Below are 20,975 nucleotides of genomic sequence, written 5' to 3'. Positions count from 1 at the left end.
AATGATCGATGATCTATCGATGATATCCGGGGGTTGCTCGGTGCGTTCCTTCGTCCCGAAGGTCACGCGACGGCCGGCGGTGGCGGGGAGTTGACGAGCAAAGCAACCTGATCGAGTGCCGAGCGCCCGAGGCTGAGCAGGGCGAGGCCGAATCCCATCATCAGGAGGCCTTCGAGCGTGTGGTATGTCCCCGAAGCATACTGCTTATCGACGAAGTACATGATGTAGCCGGTTAGGATCACTCGCGTGACATTCGCGGTGATGGCGATCGGGATCGCCGACAGGATGACCGCGACGCGATACCATCCCGGCCGCCCCGAGAGGTAGGCGACGGCCGCCGTGAGGGCGAGGAAGCCCGTCAACTGACGCATGCCGCTGCAGGCCTCGGCCACGAACATCTGGATCCCGCCAGGGAGGGACATCATGTTCCCTTCGCAGAGGGCCGGGACGCCCGTGGCGTTCAGCACCACGGTAGCAATCTGGCTGGCCAACAACTGCAAAGGAGAGGCAAACTTCGTGTACAGGGCGATGGGAAGCGGAACCATGAAGATCAGGAAGAAGATCGCGAAGCCGTAACGTCGGAGGGCCTGTGTGCCGCCGATCAAGGCACAGACCCCGGCGACGCCCAGCAAAAAGGCGAGGTCGCCGAGGAAGGGGATCGGCAGCAAGACCATCACCAGGCGACCGAAGAGCGAGACCGCGAGCATGAACAGGCCGAGGCCAACGCCCCCCTTGGTCGAGATCGGGCCGCGTTTGTAAGCCAGATTCGCGAAATAGAGGCTGATGAACGGGACGAGGAAGCCGTGGCTGTAGTTCTCGTCGGTCGTCCAGGCATAGACGAAGTGGCGGAGATTCACCTCGAACGTCATGCAGAGGAGCAGGAGCGAGATGACGGTGCCGACGAACCAGCCTCTCTGGTTCGGGTCGGACCAGGATTCGAGCACCAGGTCCCGGAGGTCCCTCTCCCGGGCGGGAGCCTCGGAGACTTTCGAGGTTGCGGCGACACTCGCCGAGGATACGGGCGTCGTCCTGGCCGGTCCGGCCAGGATCTCGGATTGACTCGTCCGTGAGTGGGCCGATTCATCAATCGTGAATCGAGCCCCGTCTTCGCCAATTCCCTGCATGGCTGGCTCCGTGACTCCGGAATCCTCCCGTGGGGGGGTGAAGGGGGCGCTGGGCGTCGTCGCCATGACCGTTGTCCTTAAGATCCGTCCCGGACGATGGAATCAAGCCGGTCCGTGGGTGAGAGATTCCGAAGTCGCATCAACGTCGCGGTGCTTGACCCTTGTCCGCACGAATCGTTATGTATCTCAGGAGTTCCGTCGCTCGCTTCGAGACCTCGTCGGAATTCTGAGTCCCCTTGGCCAATTCGAGCGCCTTCTGCTGGCCGGCTTCGTCGTTGACCTGCTTGGCGAGGTCGGCGACGTTGATCCACCAGGAGCGCCTGATGAGGCCGTTCGACATCATGTCGATGGCGAGCTTGTAACGTTCCTGGGATTCATCCCAGCGGGATCGCTGGGCCAGGGCCTCGGCCTCGGCCGCGGCGTCGAGCGCCGAGGCGGGGGCTTGCTTCTTCTCGACGTGCTCGACGATCTGGTCGATGAGCTTCGCGGCTTCGGGAGCTCCTCGTTCCGTGAGGATCCGGGCCGTCACGAGCTGGATCAGGCTATCAGGGGGAATCGCGGATGACCACTCGGCGTACGTCCAGCTCTCTTCCCTCGCCATGTCGCCGATGATCCGGTAAATCAGTTCCTCATTCGGCAGGCGATATCGGCGAGTCTGGGACTCGTCGTTGAAGCTGGGCAAGGTCATCCGCGTGATCTGGACACGCGAGGCCATCTCGAGGGCCTGGCGATAGAGCTTGATCGCCGACTCTTTCTTGCCACTCTTGAGGCACTTCGAGCCGGAAAAGGCGAGAGACTCGATGTCGCGGCTCAGGCCGAACGAGGCCACGTAGAGCTTGTCCGCCTCGTCGGAGTCGGAGAGTCGGGCCCTGGCCAGCAGCGTTTGAGAGTGTAGGGGAGAGGAGTTCGACGCCGCCTCAAAATAGACCTTGGCCGTCTCGATCTGGTCGGGCGAGGCCTTGCTCATGCGCTCGAAGTAAGAGCCCCAGAGTGCGAGCTTGGAGGCCGAAGTTGCCCACCACTGGGTCGGTTCGGGTATCAGGTCTTTGGCGATCGGCTTGGTGATTTCCGCATGAGCGAGGACGCCACTCACGACGCCCGCCGACTGATCATCGCGCGTCCACGACAGGGAGAGCATGATCACCCCGGCGCCGACGGGCAGGATCATCAGCATAGCGGGTAGCCAGCTAGCCCAGAGCGGCAGACTCCAACTCGCGGGCTCGTACATCTCGGTGGCGAGTTGCTGCACCGTGACCTTGCTTTTCGCGACCTGGGCCTGGACCTGGGGCTCGCGAGGCTCGGGCCTTCGGTAGGCCGAGAAGATGTCGGCGGCACGCGGCCATTCGCGGGGGCTATCCTGCGGGCTCGCCCCGTCCTCGCGAGGGGGAGGGAGTGCGGGGCCTTCAAGGGTCTTGACGAAGGGCGAGCGAGCTTCCTGCTGCGAAGTTGCTTCGGGAGCTGCCTCGGTCGCACCAAACCCCGCCTGGTTCGACCCACCCCGGGGCGGATGGAAGCCGTTGGTTCCTGCCGGACGCCGGGCCTCGGGTCGAGGCGTTGGCCCGACCTTCGGCTCCGCCGGAGCGGCATGGAAGCCGTTGGTCTTCGGGTTGATCGGCTCCGCACGGACCCCGTTCGTCTTGGCCTCAATTGGGGCGGCCTGGGAGCCGCGCGGCTTCGTCTCGCTGGGAGCCTTGGCGGGGCGTGAGGTCGCGGCTTGGCGGTTGACCAGTGAATCTCGGATCGACGTCTGACGCGTCGGGCGGTTCGTACGCCTGGCCTTACGGCCCATGAGGTCGGACGGCTCAAGGATGCCCCTGGCCTCGCCGACATCGAGAGAATTCGGGGCCTCATCCGTCTCTGTCGAAGCCACTTGGGGGCGAGGCTTCGAGACGATCGGGGAGAGGAGCCGAAGGATCCGCGAGTGGGTCGGGCCGCCCATCGCCGGTTCGGCTTCAGCGTCAGCAATGACTTCGGGTTGAGGATCCGGCGCGATCACTTCCGGAACCGCTTCGATCGTCACCTCTTCGGACCGGACCTCGACATCGATCTCGACGGTTTCGTTCGAGGTTTCAAGGGCATCCCATTCACTCGTCGGCGGGGCGAGTTCTTCGTCGCTGGCCTCAATCGGCGATTCCTGGGTGGATTCCGACTCCTCGAGGTCGGCTTCCTCGACTTCAGTCTCGGTTTCGTGCCACTCCGTCACCTTCACTTTGGCGATGGGGGGAGACAGCGTCGCGACCTGCGTCCCGGGAGATGAGAAGCGTTGCGGGTCGGGAGGTGCGTAATTCTCGTGGAACGAATTGTCCTGCGCGTGCGGGACGTGGGAGCCGGCCCAGGAACTCCCGCTCGCATCCGAGGCCGGGGCCTGGGGCGGGTTCCAAGCCTTGACGGTCAGCTCGGTTGCCGGAGGTGGCACTGTCGGCGTGCGTGCAATTTCGGGCGTCTGGAACGGAGCAGGCCTGGAGTCTCGCGTTTCCGCGACCGAGGGGACGACCGGAGGAGGCCGCCGCGTCTCGGGGGCCTGGTAGGGAGAGGGCCGGGGCGATTCCGTCGCCTCTGGTCGGCTCTTCAATCGCTCGACGGCCGCCATCGACGGAGGCTGAGCGGGGCCGACGTGGGAAGCCACGTCGTACAGTCGCGGCTGCTCGTATCGGGCTTCCGCGCGAGGTGCTCGGGCCGGAGGCGGCATGGGAGCCGTCCTCGGGGCCACGGGAGGTATGGCCGGCGAGACCGTCCCCTCGTTCCGCGAGCGAATTTTCTCGCCAGCGGCCTTCCAGCGCTGTTCCCAGGTACGTTGATCCGCCCCCGTCCGAGGCCGAGTCGCACGTTCTTGCTGGCGGTTCCGCCACTCGGCCAGGTGGTCGCTCCCCGATGTCGGTGGGGCAGGGGCCGGGGAGGGAGCCTTGACTTCGGCCGGTGGTCTCGAGACCTCGGCGCGGGGGGTGACGGGGCGGAATGCCTCCGTCGACACAGTGGTGGCCCTGAGGACGGGCGGGACCTCGGCCCGCGAAGGAACGGAGTGAGGGGCCCACTCCGGCAGCGCCGAGCTCGTGGGGCGCAGGGTCAACCAGTGGTCGCCGATCCGAAACGGGACGTCGAATGGGAGCGGGCAGGTCTCGTCGACGTGCCGGCCTTCGATCATCAGGGAAGTACCGCCCCGCGTGGGGACGATCTGCCAGGCTCCTCCGCGATTACGCAGGCGGCATTCTTCTTCCGCGAGATCGGGCTCGGGGAGCCTTACTTCACAATACGAAGCGCGACCTATTCGGACCGACAATCCCGCGATTTCGACAACGCGGATCGGGTCGGTGTCACCGGCTCTGATGTGAAGGCAAGCGGTATCCGGCATCGTGGGGGTGTTCCTCCTTGAAGCGCGCCGAGTAGTCGGCTTACCCACGCTCGACGAACAGATCGGTCCCCCCGGCTAGCCAGCGATTGCAGGTTCCTCCCAGAACGCTGGCGGCGATGGCGACGGCGGTCAGCTCGACTGTCCAGTGGATAGTTGCGTACAGACTAAGCCCAACCGCCGCTCCGATCAAGCCGAAGACCAGAGAGCGATCGGCGGTTCCCACGGACCGTATGGCTTTCGGTAAACGCCAGAGGCACCAGAGGAGCGCCACGGCCAGGATCAGCATGCCGATCGCGCCCGACTCGGCCCACCATTGAAGCAGGCTGCTCAGGGCCGTCGATACCGACTCGTCCTGCGACTTGTAGAAGGGATAGACCGTCCCGAACCCGCCGACACCGACCCCGAGGATGGGGAAGTCGCGAATGATGCGCAAAGCATCACGCCATACATGTGAAGCAGTATACAGGTTTGCTGTGCCGATTTCCGGCATCGCACCCGGGATCCGCTCGAGGAGATTTCGGAGCAAGAGGCCCATGCCGATCCCGAGCAGCATGAACATCGTCAGGCCGACCGCCGTCCATCGGAGGCCCGAGGCCCTTGCACCCGGGATACCGACCAACACCAGGGCGATGGCGAACGGCAGGCTCGAGATCGGATCGACCAGGAACCCGACCAGGGCGGTGCTGCAGAAGAGCATCGAGGTCAGTAACAAGGCCAGGCCGCTCTGCCCCGACTCGCTGAGCCGGACCGCGATGCGTTCGCGACTCCCGCGCGGGGCGATGATCTGGAGCAAGATCCCGAACGAGAGGGGCAAGGCAATCGACGCCAGGGCGAGGTAGGCTGCCGTCCCGCCCATCAACGTCCCCATGAGGAAGGGGCGCTCGGGGATCGATTCAGTCCAGGTGATCGGCGGCTTCCCGGCGCTCGTGCCGACCCGAAGTACTGTGGCGTTGGGAGCCTTGAGATAATCATGTAGCGTAGGAGACCAGGCCGCCCCCGAGCCCGGCTCCATGTTCCCATAGAGCCCGCTCGCATTGCAGGCAACCTGCGCGATGCCGAATGAAGTATTTAGCAAGAAGACGGCGACGAGGCTGCCCAGGATCAGATAAAAACGCTCGAGCCTGTCGATGAATTGCGAGGCGCCCCAGAAGATCCCGAGACAGATCACGGCCCCCACCACCCAACGAAGCGTCGCCGCGCGGTCCAGCGACACGGGGGAGCGGAGCAAGGCCCCCTCGGGGAGCTCGACCGAAGGGTCGATTGCCTGGGCGCGATCCGCGAAGAATCCCTGGGCATACACTTGCCGGGCCTTCGTAGAAAGGCGACTCGCGATCGGACCGGGGAGCGGGGCGAGTTGGGCCACGCCGAGGCCGACGGCCATGAGTCCGAGGAACGTGAGCGGACTTTTAAGGATCCGCATCCGGCCTTCGAGCGCGACGTGGATCAGCCACATCAGCACAAAGAGGACCGTGAGCCCGGCCGTGGCGGTTGGCATCCACCAGACGGCCCCCCCGAAGGCGAGCGTCGTGCCGGCGAGGAGGGCGACGAGCACGATCGCAATCACGCGATCCGTCCCGTTCAGGAGTCGTTGCCGGATAGTCAAAGGGGAAGTCTCCATCCATGGACCTTCCCGAGCGCTGCGGCTTCGGGGAGGCTCGAGATTGACCCGCGAATGTTCGAGCTCAGGTGTGATTTCAAGTCGGTGAGGTGCGAGTCGATCCCGAAGGGCCCCTCGCGAATCAATGAGGGCCGAAGAATGGAAAGGACGGCACCAGGGCGATGCCGTCCCCATCCCATCGGCCTGGACTCAGCTTTCCTTGGCCCCGACCAGGGGCAGGGCGGCGTAGTTGTCGGAAGACGAGCCGAGGGCCGAGTTGCGGCCGGAGAGCCTCGCCTCGGTGTACCCGTAGGGCGTGTCCGGCCCGTAGCTCGACCAGTGCTTGAGGTCTTCCTTGAGGCCGTTGAAAACGACGCCCACGATGTTGACTTGCGACTGTTCCAGCATGGTCTTGGCGTGCTGGAGCGGGCGCAATTCGTGAGCCCCCGATCGGACCACGAAGAGAGCACCATCGACGACTCGGCCGAGCATCCGGCAGTCCGCAAGCCCGAGGATCGCGGGGCCATCGAGGATGACCCGGTCATAGTGATGCGTCAGGCCCAGGATCAACTGGCGGAGTTCCAGTGTCCCGAGGATTTCGATCGGGACGCCCCGCGTATCACCGGTGGGGATGAAGTCGAGGTTGGGGATGTCGGTGCGGACGACGGTCCGCTGCCAGGGCAGGTCGCCTCGAAGCACATCCACGAGTCCGAGCGGATTCTCCTGGTCGTCCTGGAAGACGTTCCCGAGGCTGGGCCGTCGCAGGTCAACATCGAGGAGCAAGGTCCGCTCGCCGGCCCGGGCACAGGTGGCCGCGAGGTTGAGCGCCGTGGTGCTCTTGCCCTCGCCGGCCTTGGCGCTGGTGACGAGGAGGCTCACGAGCTGGCCCTGGCGATCGGAGCCCCCGAGTAAGCTCGCCCGCAAGTTCCGATAGGCGTCGGCTTCGATGGAGTCGGGGATCGCCGAAGTCCAGAGGTGGCCGCCACGCTGGCTGAGTGAGGAACGTCGGATCCGCGGAACGACGCCGAAGAGAGGCAGGCCGAGGCCCGAGGTCAGATGCTCGGGAGACTTGACCGTGTGGTCGAGATACTCGCGGAAGCAGACGAGGCCGATGCCGAGACCCAGGCTGAAGAAGATCACGAGGGCCACGTTCAAAGCCCGCTTGGGCCGGATCGGAGAGGTCGGCTCGACGGGAGGGGATATGATCGAGACCGGGTCCTTGCGAGACTTCGTGACCATGTTGAATTCCCAGATCCGCGTCTGCATGGCCGCGATCTGCTGGATCTTGGTCTCCTGCCGACGGATGAGGTCGGTGAAGGCCTGGTGCTCGGGCATCGACTCACGCATGCCGACGAGACAGGCCTGCGCCTGCTGCTCGATGCTCTGGATCTCGGCCGTCTTCGCGCTAACGAGGGACTCGAACGGATCGAGGGGCATTTCACCGGCCGCGGTAGGAGCCTTGAGCTTGGTAAGCTTTGTGGAGAGCTCTTTCAAGCGAGACCGCACTTTGATCACCGCCGGATCGGTCGAGGCAACCTTGATTCGTCTTCTCAAATCTTTCAGGTGTGTTTCGGCCTTCTCGTATTCGATCTCGAGGGCCTCGATCTTGGCTTCCTTCCGGGCGATCTCGCGTTGGGTTTTGGGATCAGGCGAGTTTTGAGCGAGGTGGGCCTGCTGTTTCAGGTCTTCGAGCTGGGAATACAACCGCTCCATGTTTGCGAGGTGCTTTTCGTATTCCAACTGCTTCAGATTCTTCCCCTCGGGGCCGATCGTCTCGGACTCTCGCAGTTTTGTCGAGATATCCTTCTCTAACTTGCCTAGATCCCCTTCGAGGTCGTTCAAGCTCGTCTGCGCATATTCCTTGGCCGTATCGATCTTCTTATCGATCTCGATCAGTGCATCTTTTTTGAACTGTTCCAGGATCAGGCTCAACTCGAGGGTAACCCGCGCGGGGTCGGTCCCATCGAGGGAGACATTGAACTGGCTAGTACCGGTGAGCGGCCGGGACTGGAGGGAGCCGAGGATTTCATCGGCGGAGTCGATCGGTGTCCCATCCGGCTGGAGCAAGGTTGGATCGGTGAGCACCTTCTCGACCAGCCCCTTGCTGCGCAGCATCGCGATGCGGTTCGAAACGTACTTTTCATCCGACTCCCCGTTCGAAGGGCCGCCACTATCCTTGGCGATCAGCGCCGAGAGATGGGGATCGAACGTCGGGGGTTGGATCAGGATCTGGGCTTTGACGGAATATACGTTGGGCTGGCGCGCCGTCCAGATACCGCCGAGGATACTCAGCGGCGCGGCAATGGCCAGAACCAGCCAAACACGGCGTCGAATGGCCCGGAAATAATCGGCCGGGGCCTTCGACGGCTTCGTCGTGGCATGGTGGTGCTGTTGCTGATGATGGTAATTATGGGCCGGCAGGCTGGGGGGGCGAGGGGGCCCTGCGTACGCTTGTAGTCCTTCCATGGGGCGGTCCACTCCTTAGATCAGCGAATCCTTCGAATCATTTCTCCCCGAGGGAGGGGCGATGAGCCACCGTCCTCGACTCCCAGCCCATGACCATCCGTAGCCATTGAATCGGCATCCTTGCGAGGGTAGTGGGTTCCGGGGAGAGAGCCAGGACCGGGACGGTTTGAGACTTTAAGCGGCCCCCCGAACCGAGGGCGTCCGATGTCGAGGGTTGTTCCGTGAGCGCTTCCGAAGCGGCTTCGGTGGTGCTGGCGGACTCATCCCGGGCGACGGCAATCAATCGCTCGACCCGCTCGGCCGTAGCTTGAGACAGACGTTGCAGGAACCGGAATGCGATGTCGGCGGCCAACGTCGCGTCCGGCTCCTGATGAACGGCGACCGTCAAGAAAAGGTCCTTGCCCGTGGAGAGTCGGAAAACGGCCGAGGGGCCCGTCAGCTTTCGTGTGGGCTCGGTATAGCCTTCTCCGCTGACTTCCACGTTGGGGGCGAAGATCTCGAGCCCGTCGCGGGTGCAGGAGATCTGGAGGATCTCGCAGCCGAGCGTCTTGGCCGCGTCTTCGAGCAGAACTCGGACCTTGACGACCTGGTCGCAAAGCTCGATGCGTTGAATCGCCTCGTAGGTGATCTTGGCCGCGAACCGCTCTTGCTTGCCGCGGGCGATGCGGGCCTGCAGGTCGCTCCTGAGATTGGCCAGTTCGTCTCGGCGGCTGGTCAGGATCAGGAGGAACGCGAGGCACCCTGTCATACCCAGGACGATGGCGAGCATCTCGTTCCGCAGCGCGACCCCAAGGAGGACCGCACCGCAGAGGAAGCCCGAGAAGCAGTAGAGCAGTAAGGCGGCCTGCCTGGGGTTGAGGCCGAGGCCGATGAGCAGGTGGTGGATGTGGCGACGATCGGCGGAGCTGAGCGGCAGGTTGCGCACCCAGCGCCGGAAGATCGCCATGGCCGTGTCGGAGATCGGCAGGCCCATCGCGAGGATCGGGAACATGATCGAGAAGGCCGAGGAGCCCTTGAGTGACCCCTGAACGCCGATGATCCCGATCAACAGGCCGATGAGCAGACTGCCGCTATCGCCGAGGAAGATGCAGGCCGGGTGCCAGTTGTAGAGGAGGAACCCCGCGAGACTGCCGGCCAGCGACGCGGCGAGTATCGCCACGCCGTAGTTCTGGTGGTGGATCGCGACGAGGGTCAGTGTGCCGCTGACGAGCAGGCCAACGCCCGAGGCGAGGCCATCCATCCCGTCGATCAGGTTCCAGATATTCATGCACGCCAGGAACCAGAACATCGTGACCACCAGGCTCGGTGAGATCGGGACGATGTGGCTGCCGAGCGGCAAATTGATGCTGGGATGAGAGAGGTCGATACCCCTCCCGAGTAGCTCGAAACCTTCGATCTGAACGCCGCCCACATAGAGGACGAGCACCGCAATCCCTTGCCCAGCCAACTTCATCCGAGGACCGAGCGAGATGGTGTCATCGAAGAAGCCGACCATCAGCACGATCAACGATGCGGCCAGGATGCACCATTGATTGGACCACCACTCGGCGAAACCCGACCATTCGTTGAGGTATCCTCCAAACCCAGCGAGCATGACCCCGACACCGATACCGAAGGCCAGGCCGAGCCCACCAAGGCGAGGGGTCGCCCCCTTGTGAATGCGTCGGAATTGGTCGGGCCGGTCGATGGCACCGGCCCAGATGGCGATCCTGGTCACCACGGGCGTAGCGAGCACGCAGCCCATGAAGGCGATCGCGAAGATCAAGAGCAAGGTGTTCGAGAACATCATGGACAGGATCTTCCTCAACACCCTTGATGGAGTTCTAGGCAAGAGAGGAATACGTCGACGGAAGCCGCCTTGGCTTATCAACCTGCTTGAGACCAGAGGTCAAATCGCCCAGGTCGCTTCAATTCAAAGGGATCGCCTAGAGGCCGTACACAGGGTGAAATCGATCGGTTGAGTGACAATCCCCGTCAGGGAAGGTCCCAAGAGTTGAACCAACGAATTAGTTGTCGTGGTAACCGATTTAGTGTCACCTTAGCTTCGACCGGGGAAACTAAGTTAACTACGCGGAAAACCTGTGTGATGATCGGCGGGACGGAGCAAAATCGACACGCAACGGTTTCGCGAATGAGCCGAAGATTAAGGGGGATGCTTAACGGATAGGGGGCGTTACGAGCCGAGATGCACGCACAAGGATTCACAATCAAGACTCGTCTTCCATGACTCAAGCTGCTGTTGTCCACCTCGATGAACGGCCCAAGGCGGAACTCACCTGATTGGCAGAGTATCAGCATTTCGACGACTCCGGTCAAGACCGGAACGCATCCGCGTTGCGGTATCAGGGCGCTCCCGAGGAGCCGCTACGCTCGGCAATTCGTCCTTCATTTCGCTTGCGAATTCGGCCTTCAAGAGCGACCGTGGTCGACGATTCCCGCCTCATGAACCAGTGTACTGAATCCTCCGGGGGCACGCGGGAAGGGTCCTCAGATTTCGCGATCCCGTCGAGATTTTCCGCTACGGATGTTCGACTTCATGTTGTCTCTCGTAAATGCTCACTCCTTGAATTGGTCCCCACTTGAGGATGAACGAACCCGGAGCCGCTTTCACGGCCGCGCCCGCGGGGTCGGGCGGAGCGTTCGCGAACGGCTGCTCGTCTACAATAACGTAGGCCACGTTATAACGATGTAACGCCGAAAGGAACAATTTATGGTCGAATGTATCGACCTCTAACGCTCGTCGGCCCGTCTGCCAGGAAAGGTCGGCCGCGTAGTGTGTCACGATAGGTCCCGACCGGTTTCCCTCCGCGACGATCCAGGAGCAAGCGGAGTCGAACGCCTGATGAGTCCGCTCCTGCGCCGCCGCCCGTCCGGTCGCCGCCGAATACAATGGGTAAGGCAAGGAAACTAATAAGACGAGCCTTGCCGCAAATCGTCGCGATCGCTTCATCTTGAAGGAGAGTACGAACGCGAGCCCCTCCGCGAGCCCCAAAATGAGGAAGGGGACTAGCGGGATGAGGAACCGACCCGCCTCCGTGAAGGGCCAGACGAGGAGCAGGGGGAACGTCAGCCCGGGAATTAGAGCGGCTAGTCGCCTTCGAGGGGAACCGGCGAGCCGTACCCAACCGACGACGACGACCCCCGAGACGAGTAGCGCCCAGGTCGTCGCAAGCCCCGCGATGAGATTCGACCGTGTGAAGACGGTTGCGATTTCGACCACCGGCCCCATGACCTGGTCGGGAATCCGTCGCAGGTAGAAGCCGGTTTGATCCGCCACCAGGCCAATCAGGTTCCCTCCCATGAAAAGACCGGCCTGGGAGCGGTTCTGAGAGGTTGCGAGCCATCCGACCCAGGGGAGCAGGCACATCCCCATCCCAAGTAGGGTTCCGATCATGGCGACGAATCGACGCTGCATCAGCCCCTGAACGACAATGGCCATCGCCAGGCAGGTCCCGACGTGACGGGTCAGCACGCAGGCACCGAGCATGACTCCGAGGAGGAGCCCGGCGGCGAGCCCTTTGTCTCGGCTCCAAACCTCGACGTGCAGGACCAGCGCGCCCAGGAAGAAGAAGAGGGGCTCGGACTGGATCGTCCCGCCGGTCCGCCCCCAGGTCCAGTTGACGGCCAGGGCGAGTCCCAGGATCAACGCGGTGCGGCGTCCGTATCGAGGCACGAACCAGCGCCAATAGAGGATGCAGGCCGAGACGGTCAGCACGATCGAGAGGACGTGCGCCGCGAAGACCGACCTCCCCGCGAATTTAAAGAGTCCGGCCAACGCCAGAGGATAGCCCGGGGGAAAATGGGTATGGGGCTGAGCGTCGGGATGATGCCACTCCCGATAGCCCTGGCCCTGGGCCAATCCCCAGCCGAGCGTCGCATAGCCGGCGCCGTCGTAACGCGGCGGCGAGTTGAAGGGGGTGTCGAGCGTCACCAGGACCGAGGCAACCAGGCCGATGAGCAGGCCTTGGAAAAGCAGCGGCAATTTCCGTGAAAGGCTCGGCCGGCTCTCAGTCATCGACTCAGTCTCCACCAGCCCTCGGGACGCTCAAGGACCACTATCGTAGCACAACCCGGTTTCGGGCAGCGATGTTGTGTTGCAAAGGTGTGGATTGGAAACCTTCGAGTTTTTCCGCGGTTCGCCGATCCGGCTCGTTGACGATCCGTGCCGTCAATTACTATGGTCAGCCTCATCGCGAGGTCGGCCTCGGTCGAGGCCGGCGGACTGGTACATTTCGAGCTCTGGAACGAGGGATCCATGGTTTCCACGGGGGAGCATCAGTCGTCGGTCGCCGATGTCGCCGAAATCCGTACCCACTTCCCTGCGCTAGAGCGGACCTGGAATGGTCACCCCGTCGCTTACTTCGACGGACCGGGGGGTACGCAGGTCCCTCGCCACGTCGTCGCGGCGGTGGCCGACTACCTCTTCCACCACAATGCGAACGCACATTGGGCCTATCCGACCAGCCAGGAGACGGACGCCCTGCTGGCCGAGTCTCGGCAGGCCCTCGCCGACTTCCTGAATGCCTCGCCGACCGAGGTCGTCTTCGGCAACAACATGACGTCCTTGAGCTTCCACATCGCCCGAGCCCTCGGGCGGGGGTATGGGCCCAAGGATGAGATCGTCGTCACGGAGCTCGACCACCACGCCAACGTCGCCCCCTGGCGAGCCCTCGAGCGCGAGAGGGGAGTTCAGATCCGGGTCGCTCGGATGGTCCCCGAGACGGGGCAGCTCGACTGGGATCACTTCGACAGCCTCTTGAACGAGAGCACCAGGATCGTCGCCGTCGGTGCGGCCTCGAACGCCCTGGGGACGATCAACGACGTCAAAGCCGCAGCGGCCAACGCCCATGCGGCGGGGGCTCTCATCTACGTCGACGCCGTTCACTACGCGGCGCATGCGTCGGTCGACGTGCGCGACTGGGACTGCGACTTCCTGGCGTGCTCCGCCTACAAATATTATGGCCCCCACGTCGGCGTGGTGTTCGGCAAGGAAGAACTGCTCCAGTTGCTGGATGTCCCCAAGCTCCTGCCGGCGCCCAATACCCCGCCGGACCGTTGCGAGACCGGGACCCAGAACCATGAAGGTATCGTAGGAGCGGCCGCGGCCGTGAATCTCCTGGCGTCGCTCTCGCCCGGCTCGAACCGTCGCGCCCGCCTTCAGTCGGTCATGACCGAGTTCCATCACCGCGGGACGCAGCAGGTTCGCCGACTCTGGGAAGGGCTCTCGGAAATCCCGGAGCTGCGACTCTACGGCCCGACCCCCGACGCCGATCGGACCTCGACGATCTCATTCAGTATCGGCGAGACGCCGGTCGTCGAGGTTGCCCGGCATCTCGCCGTGCAAGGCATCTTCGCCAGTCACGGCGACTTCTACGCGAGCACAGTCGCCGAGCGCTACGGGCGGAGCGAGTCGGGTTTCGTGCGGCTCGGATGTGCCTGCTACACGACGGATGAGGAAATCGCACGGGTCATCGACGCCATCAGATCCTTCCCGCAGTCGAGCTGAACAAAGCGACCCAATCCAGGCCGCGTAAGGAGGTCAAAAGCCTTCCTACGCGGCCTGTTCAATTCTGGAAGTCCTTCGATGCTTTGAAATAAACACTTTTCGATTTAATCAATGGGTCCATTCGTTAATGCGAACAAAATGTTTGCAAATGACGTGGCTTTGGCAAGCTGGGTGAAGATTGAGTTCCGACCATCCGGTAGGGAGTCGGATGCCGTGACGAGAATCTTGAGGAAAAATCCCTGATCTTCGAAAAATCGGGGTTTCCCTGTTTTGAGGCTTGGAGTATCTTCCGCTCCGCTCGACCTCACCTTAGAGGAACCGACCAAGTAACCGCAGGACAGCGCAATCTACTTCAGGAGGATGCAAGATGCGTGCGGTACGTAGAAGGAGCGCTTTGACGTTCGTCATTCTTTTGACTTTCACCGCCCTCAACAGCCACGCTACTCAGGCGAGCACGCTGATCCAGTACACGACGAGTGGCACCATCGAGTCGACCGGGATAACCGGGACGCCGATCATCAGCTTCGTCAGCCTCGATCAGAATCAGTTCTCCTCAGCCTCGTATTTCAGCCTCGGTAATTTCGATGTCGCGCCCCTCCCGGCCGGCCAGAGCACCACGTACGACGACACTCCCTTCCACATCACCCTCGTCGTGAATCAGGTTGAAGGAGAGGCTCCCAGCCCCAACCAGACCCCCATCGTCCTGAACGGGCACCTCAACGGAAAGATCACCGGCGGGACCCAGTCGAGCGTCCAGGCGACTTTCGACCCGATCGGCTCGGTCCAGTTTCAAACCGGCCCGTACAAGAACACCTTGACGCTCCCCGGCCTGAAATTCACCCTCGTGCCGTCGACGACCAACAATGGGTTGACGACCGCCGAAGCCCACCTGACCACCACGCCGACCGAGAAGCCCGTCCCCGAACCGACCTCGATCGCCATGTTCCTGACGACGATCGCGGGCCTCGGCCTCCGTCAGCGTCTCCGATCCCGACGAGCAGCCTGATTCACACGCGCATCCCCCCCAGGCGACGAGGCAAGGCCTACTTCTCGGACGAGCACCAAAGCCCCGGAGATTCCGGCTCGCCGATGAGCCGCGGAACTTGATCCTTACACTCGACAAGGATCTTCGCCGAGTTAGTCAGCACCTTGAACCTGCACACGCCTGACGCGAACTGTTCGATCGCCTGCTGAGTCCACACCAACGTAGCGTGCGTCCAAGTCGCATGGACGCGTCCCCCCTCTCAAGTCGGAGGGGGTTCTGCATTTCGAAGGAGTCACTTCTTGACGCGTCGCGGGCTCACCAGGCGAGTTCTTTGGGGAAGAACTCGTCGATCAGTTCCTTGTAATAGCCCGTGAGCGCGGGGACGTCCGGGCGTTCGTGCCCCTTCGAGTAGAGGTCGTAGGGATTGAACTTGCGGACCCACTCGAAGAGCTCGAGGTCGCGAGCCGTCATGAGGTGGGTGTATTCCCCCTCGCGATGCGCGGCGTAGAAGGAGTGATAGCGGATCATCGCCAGGGCTTCGTCGGGCAAATAATCCTTCACGACATGATACAAGTATTCGTCGTGGCCCCAGGAGAGATGGACCTTGTCGAGTCCGCAGTGCTCACGGTAAATCCCGCAAGGGGTCTGGTACTCGGGCACCGAGTAGTCCGGGTTCTCGACGAAGAACTCGGGGAAGACGATCTTGCCGGAGTAGCGGCATCCGACCGGGAAGGTGTCGCCGACCACGGCCCATTGCGGCTCACCGAACAGGCAGAGGACCTTGCCCAGGTCGTGAATCAGGCCCGTAAGGATGAACCACCGGGGATGGCCATCGGCGCGGATGGCCTCGGCCGACTGCATCAGGTGCTCGATCTGCGAGAGCTGCGTGTCCGGGTCGCTATCATCGACCAGTGTATTGAGGTACTCCATCGCCTCCCAGATGCCCATCCTGCGTCGCGTGTCTTCGAGATACTCCGCCTTCTTCTCGAGCACGAAGTCGAGGGTCTGATAGCGATGGTTTAGGCGATAGAACTCGCGGACGCCGTCGCGGACGTTCTTGCGGTAGTCCCGGAAGGTCTTGGTGCCCCCGTCTGGCGAGACGTCGGCTTCCGCCGGCTCAAAAACGGATTCCCACTCATCGAGGTCTTCGAGCGGCCCGGCGGCGGGGCGGGATGAGGATTCACCCATCGGTGGACTCCTTGGGAGAGGAACCGGAGCACATGGATCTGGTCGAATGACCGGTGACTTGCGTGTTTTCGAACACAGAATCGGGTGGTTGTGGCCTTGAGGACGCCTTCGTCCCGCACAGCCACAGATAGATTGACTCAACCATCATACGCGGAAATGCAAAAAGACCAAGCACGAGCGAGGCTGATGCCTCGCTCGTGCTTGGTCTGGATAGGAATAAGTTTCCGGAGTTTTCCGAGCGATCAACGCTTGGAGAACTGGAAGCTGCGACGGGCTTTCTTATGCCCGTACTTCTTCCGCTCGACCATACGGGCGTCGCGGGTCAAGAAGCCGTGATCACGCAAGGCCGCCTCGAGGTCGGGCCGGTGCTCCTTGAGAGCACGGGCCAGGCCGAGCATCACGGCGCCGGACTGACTGTGCTTCCCGCTGCCCCGGACGTTCACGAAGACGTCGTAGCGGCCGCCCATCTCGGTGGAGGTGAGAGGAGCACGGACGTCGGTCCGCTGGACTTCGAGGGGGAAGTAGTCATCGACGGGGAGGTCGTTGACGAGGAAGGCCCCGGTGCCTTCGCGAATACGAACCCGAGCGACAGCCGTTTTTCGTCGGCCGGTGCCCCAGATGAAAGGAACGGTTGCCGTGGCAGCCATGGATCTCACAGTCCTCGAATGCCCAAATCGGGGCGGATCGAATCCGCCCCGTCCTTGTACTCACGTTGGTTTGGCGATCGGCGGGCGAGCTGGGTGAAACCCTAGCTCATTCGGCGCCCGCGGTGGATTCCGGGGCCTGGGACTCGACCGAGGCCGCTTCGGGGGTCGCGACGGCGGGCGTCGAGACGGGAGCGGTCTTCGGGGCAGCGGCCTTCGGCGTGGGCTTGGGCACGTAGGTCGCACCGGCCGGGGCAGGGCGGCCCGAGAGGGCTACCAACGGGATGGGAGCCTGGGCCTGGTGCGGATGGTTGTTGCCCGCATAGAGCTTCAGCTTGCCCAGCATGTGGCGCCCAATCTTGTTCTTGGGCATCATGCGCTGGATCGCGAGCTGGAGGATCCGCTCGGGGCGGCGCTGGAAAAGCTTCCAGGCCTGTTCATCGCGCTGGCCACCGGGGTGACCGGTGTACCGCTGGTAGAACTTCTGCTGCCACTTGTTGCCGGTGAAGACGACCTTGTCCACATTCAACACGATGACGAAGTCACCGGTGTCGATGTAGGGGGTGTAGGTCGGGCGGTGCTTGCCCATCAAGATCGGTGCGATCTGTGCGGCGAGCCGACCGACGACCTGATCGGTCGCGTCAATCACGTACCAGTGCTTGGTCAGTTCACCGGCCTTCGCCTGATAACACTTCATGAACGTTCGCTACCTAACAGACGTCAGTATATTCATCGCTGCCTTTGCGAGGCAAAACACCAATAGTAATCGCGAAACTGATACTGTCAAGCTCGATTGCCGCGTGATTGTGGTGAGTGCATGCAATTCCACGGCCGTTTCACCCTGTACGCAACGTTTGGGAACATTGTCGGAGAAAAGATCAACATTCCGGTGTTCCTTGTTCTCAGATCCGAGATCGCGAAAATCCCTCCGAGGCTTGCGAACGTAGAATGCAGAAGGGTGGGGTTCGAGGAGACGACGAGCAGCGATCCCCGCCCATCGCATGAACGCACCGGAGTAATCGAGCGATGGCGTCACTTCAGGTCGAGCGGACAAACGCGATCGACCAACGCGCCCTGCAGATCGGCCGGGCGCTCTTCGAGCGCATCGGGCACGGTCCGACCCCCTGGGAGCGCGGTTGGTGGGACGATCGACTGATGGATATGACCGTGGGAGACCCGCTGGTCAAGGTCCAGCTCTTTCGGTTCATCGACGCGATGCCCGTCCTGCAAAGTCCCGAGACTATCGGCAGGCATCTGCGGGAGTATCTGGGAGAAGCGGGAGATCGCGTCCCCTGGTGGCTCAGGCTCGGGGTCGCGATGGCCCCATCGAGGACCGGGGCCGAGCGTCTCCTCGCCGACGTCGCCCGGTTCGGTGCGACGCACATGGCTCAGCGTTTCATCGCCGGGGCGACCCCTGATGAAGCACTCAAAACCGTCATGAGGCTGAGGCGTAAGCGTCTCGCCTTCACGGCCGACCTACTGGGCGAGGCCGTCATCAGCGAGCACGGGGCCGAGGTCTATCAGCAGACCTGCATGGAGGTCCTCAGCGGCCTCTCCGGTCCCCTGAACGCCTCGCCAGAGATTCCGCAGATCGATCGCGACCACCGGGGGCCGATCCCGCGCGCGAACCTCTCATTGAAGCTGACGAGCCTCACGGCCCGGTTCGACGCCCTCTACGCCGACGGCAGCGAGAAACGTGTCGCGGATCGGCTGCGTCCCATATTCCGGCTCGCCAGGGAGGTGAACGCGTACGTCCACATCGACATGGAGCAGTATGTCCACAAGGATCTGACCTTCGCGATCTTCCGCTCGGTCCTCTCCGAGCCCGAATTCCGCGACTGGGCGGACGTGGGGATCGTGGTCCAGGCGTACTTGCCCGAGGCCGAAGCCGACCTCCGCATGCTCCTGGACTGGGTCCAGGAACGCGGGACGCCGATCACGATCCGCCTGGTGAAGGGGGCGTACTGGGATTACGAGGTCATTCTGGCACGACAGTGGGATTGGCCGATCCCCGTCTACCTCTCCAAGTGGCAGACCGATGCCTGCTACGAGCGTTGCACCCGGTTCCTGCTCGAGAATTACGAGAACCTCCGCCCGGCCCTCGGCAGCCACAACGTCCGTTCGTTGTCTGCGGCGATGGCGACGGCCGAGGCCTACCGAGTGCCCGACGACGCGTACGAGATCCAGATGCTCCACGGGATGGGAGAGCCCATTCAGCGCGTCCTCGTCGAGCAGGGCAAGCGGGTCCGGCTCTATACCCCCTATGGCGCGATGCTGCCGGGGATGGCGTATCTCGTCCGGCGCCTCCTGGAAAACACCTCGAACGAGTCCTTTCTCAAGGCGAGCTTCACCGACCGTGCCCACGTCGATGAGTTGCTCCGAGACCCCGAGGAGGTCGGCGAAATGTTACGTCGCAAGCAATCCGTCCAGCCAAAACGACCGGCCCACGACGAGGCCCTCGAGCCGTTCAAGAACGAGCCGCCGACCGACTTCTCTCGGCCTGCTGAACGCTCGGCGATGCGACTTGCGCTCGGCTCCGTGAGAGAGCAGTGGGGCCGACGCTATCCCCTTTCGATCGGTGGCCAGGAGGTCGAGACGGGGCTCGAACTCGCCTCGACCGATCCCAGCGACTCCACACACGTCATCGGCACCTTCGTCAGGGCCCGCCCCGAGCACGCCCGTCTCGCCGTTCAAGCGGCCAGGCGTGCCTTCGAGTCATGGTCCGAGACCCCGGTCCGCGAGCGTGCCGACGTCCTGATCCGCGCCGCGGCGATCATGCGGTCGAGGCGGTTCCTGCTCGCCGCCTGGGAAGTCTACGAATGTGGCAAGCCCTGGCGAGAGGCCGATGCCGATGTCGCCGAAGCCATCGACTTCTGCGAGTTCTACGCGAGGCAGATGATCCGGCTCGGCAAGGAGCAGCATCGCGACGTCGCCGGCGAGACGAACCGGATCGAGCACATCGCAAGGGGTGTCGCCGCCGTGATTCCGCCCTGGAACTTCCCGCTGGCGATCCCGACGGGGATGACCGTCGCAGCCCTCGTCGCCGGGAACTCGGTCGTCCTCAAGCCGAGTGAACGTTCGCCGATGATGGGTCATCTGCTGGCCGAGGTCTTGGAGAAGGCCGGACTCCCCGAGGGCGTCCTGACCGTGGTCAACGGGCTTGGTGACGTAGGGCAGGAACTCGTAGATCATCCCGACGTCGACCTGATCGCCTTCACCGGCTCACGCGAGGTCGGACTTTCGATCAACCGACGCGCCGCCGAGACCCCGGCGGGCCAGGATCACGTCAAGCGGGTCATCGCCGAGATGGGGGGCAAGAACGCCATCATCATCGACGACGACGCCGACCTCGACGAGGCGGTGCTTGGCGTCCTTCACAGCGCGTTCGGCTACGCCGGCCAGAAGTGCTCGGCCTGCTCGCGAGTCATCATCCTCGACGAGGCGTATGATGCCTTCCTCGCCAGGCTCGTGGACGCGGCCCGCGCCCTCCCCGTCGGACCCGCCGACGACCCCGAGACGGCGGTCGGCCCGGTGATCGACGCCAAGGCCAAGGAGCGAATCCAGGAATATCAGCGGATCGCCGCCGGGGAAGGGGAGGTGGTCCTGACGACCGATGTGGGGCATCTGCCCAAAGCGGGTCAGTACGTCGGCCCGCTCATCGTCGCGGGCGTCAAGCCCGACGCGAGGATCGCGCAGGAAGAAGTCTTCGGTCCGGTGCTAGCCGTCCTCAGGGCGCGCGACCTCGACCACGCCCTCGAGATCGCCAACGGGACGCAGTTCGCGTTGACCGGTGGCATCTATTCGAGGAGTCCCGGCAACATCGATCGAGTGAAGCGGCGATTCCGCGTCGGCAACCTCTACATCAACCGGCCGAGCACAGGGGCCTTGGTCGATCGGCAGCCGTTCGGCGGGTTCAAGCTTTCCGGGATTGGCACCAAGGCCGGCGGCGACAACTACTTGCTGGAGTTCTTGCTCACGAGGTGCGTCACCGAGAACACCATGCGACGCGGCTTCGCCCCCGATCCCGAGGAAGGGTCGGAGAGGAGCCAAGTTGAAGTGCCCATCACCGCGGCTCGCGGCGATTGACCCTTCAGACGCGTCCTCAAGACGTCGCGA

Annotated in this window: 11 protein-coding genes and 1 pseudogene; 3 read left to right on the top strand and 9 right to left on the bottom strand. The window is 63.2% G+C overall.

The annotated features are described in order from the left end of the window. Nucleotides 1–62 precede the first annotated feature (62 nt). From ACOYYX_RS16300 to ACOYYX_RS16275, 6 genes are all read right to left on the bottom strand, one after another. On the bottom strand, nt 63–1,124 hold the full coding sequence (locus ACOYYX_RS16300) for an exosortase/archaeosortase family protein (RefSeq protein WP_422930969.1): 1,062 nt from the start codon (nt 1,122–1,124) through the stop codon (nt 63–65). Between the two features lie 139 nt (nt 1,125–1,263). Further along, nucleotides 1,264–4,266: a hypothetical protein gene (locus ACOYYX_RS16295; protein WP_422930968.1), complete on the bottom strand. Its 3,003-nt coding sequence runs from the start codon at nt 4,264–4,266 to the stop codon at nt 1,264–1,266. A 247-nt stretch (nt 4,267–4,513) separates the two neighbouring features. Further along, nucleotides 4,514–6,076, bottom strand: coding sequence for an O-antigen ligase domain-containing protein (locus ACOYYX_RS16290; RefSeq protein WP_422930967.1), 1,563 nt, complete (start codon nt 6,074–6,076; stop codon nt 4,514–4,516). A gap of 204 nt (nt 6,077–6,280) precedes the next feature. Next, on the bottom strand, nt 6,281–8,536 hold the full coding sequence (locus ACOYYX_RS16285; protein WP_422930966.1) for a GumC family protein: 2,256 nt from the start codon (nt 8,534–8,536) through the stop codon (nt 6,281–6,283). A 37-nt stretch (nt 8,537–8,573) separates the two neighbouring features. After that, nucleotides 8,574–10,325, bottom strand: a complete 1,752-nt coding sequence (locus ACOYYX_RS16280; protein ID WP_422930965.1) for a glycosyltransferase family 4 protein — start codon at nt 10,323–10,325, stop codon at nt 8,574–8,576. A 729-nt stretch (nt 10,326–11,054) separates the two neighbouring features. Beyond that, the gene (locus ACOYYX_RS16275) at nt 11,055–12,551 is read right to left on the bottom strand and encodes an ArnT family glycosyltransferase (RefSeq protein WP_422930964.1); all 1,497 of its coding nucleotides are present in this window, start codon (nt 12,549–12,551) and stop codon (nt 11,055–11,057) included. Nucleotides 12,552–12,791: 240 nt separating this feature from the next. Here ACOYYX_RS16275 and ACOYYX_RS16270 point away from each other — a divergent pair, with 240 nt between their 5' ends. After that, on the top strand, nt 12,792–14,042 hold the full coding sequence (locus ACOYYX_RS16270; RefSeq protein ID WP_422930963.1) for a cysteine desulfurase-like protein: 1,251 nt from the start codon (nt 12,792–12,794) through the stop codon (nt 14,040–14,042). A gap of 394 nt (nt 14,043–14,436) precedes the next feature. Continuing rightward, the gene (locus ACOYYX_RS16265; protein WP_422930962.1) at nt 14,437–15,048 is read left to right on the top strand and encodes a PEP-CTERM sorting domain-containing protein; all 612 of its coding nucleotides are present in this window, start codon (nt 14,437–14,439) and stop codon (nt 15,046–15,048) included. Nucleotides 15,049–15,342: 294 nt separating this feature from the next. Here ACOYYX_RS16265 and ACOYYX_RS16260 read toward each other — a convergent pair whose 3' ends face one another. From ACOYYX_RS16260 to rplM, 3 genes and pseudogenes are all read right to left on the bottom strand, one after another. Next, the gene (locus tag ACOYYX_RS16260; protein WP_422930961.1) at nt 15,343–16,215 is read right to left on the bottom strand and encodes an inositol oxygenase family protein; all 873 of its coding nucleotides are present in this window, start codon (nt 16,213–16,215) and stop codon (nt 15,343–15,345) included. 242 nt (nt 16,216–16,457) lie between these two features. Then, nucleotides 16,458–16,862, bottom strand: a complete 405-nt coding sequence (gene rpsI / locus ACOYYX_RS16255) for a 30S ribosomal protein S9 (protein ID WP_422930960.1) — start codon at nt 16,860–16,862, stop codon at nt 16,458–16,460. Between the two features lie 283 nt (nt 16,863–17,145). Beyond that, a pseudogene (gene rplM, locus ACOYYX_RS16250) lies at nt 17,146–17,556 on the bottom strand (50S ribosomal protein L13); the annotation flags it as partial. A gap of 329 nt (nt 17,557–17,885) precedes the next feature. On the opposite strand from rplM, the gene ACOYYX_RS16245 reads away from it, so the two are divergent. Then, nucleotides 17,886–20,945 (top strand): proline dehydrogenase family protein, encoded by a 3,060-nt coding sequence (locus tag ACOYYX_RS16245; RefSeq protein WP_422930959.1) that lies wholly within the window; start codon nt 17,886–17,888, stop codon nt 20,943–20,945. Nucleotides 20,946–20,975 lie beyond the last annotated feature (30 nt).

The organism is Singulisphaera chitinilytica (assembly GCF_049331405.1).
Classification (GTDB): domain Bacteria; phylum Planctomycetota; class Planctomycetia; order Isosphaerales; family Isosphaeraceae; genus PoT.
The sequence above is the reverse complement of the archived record's forward strand: the minus strand, read 5'-3'. Positions and strand labels throughout refer to the sequence as shown.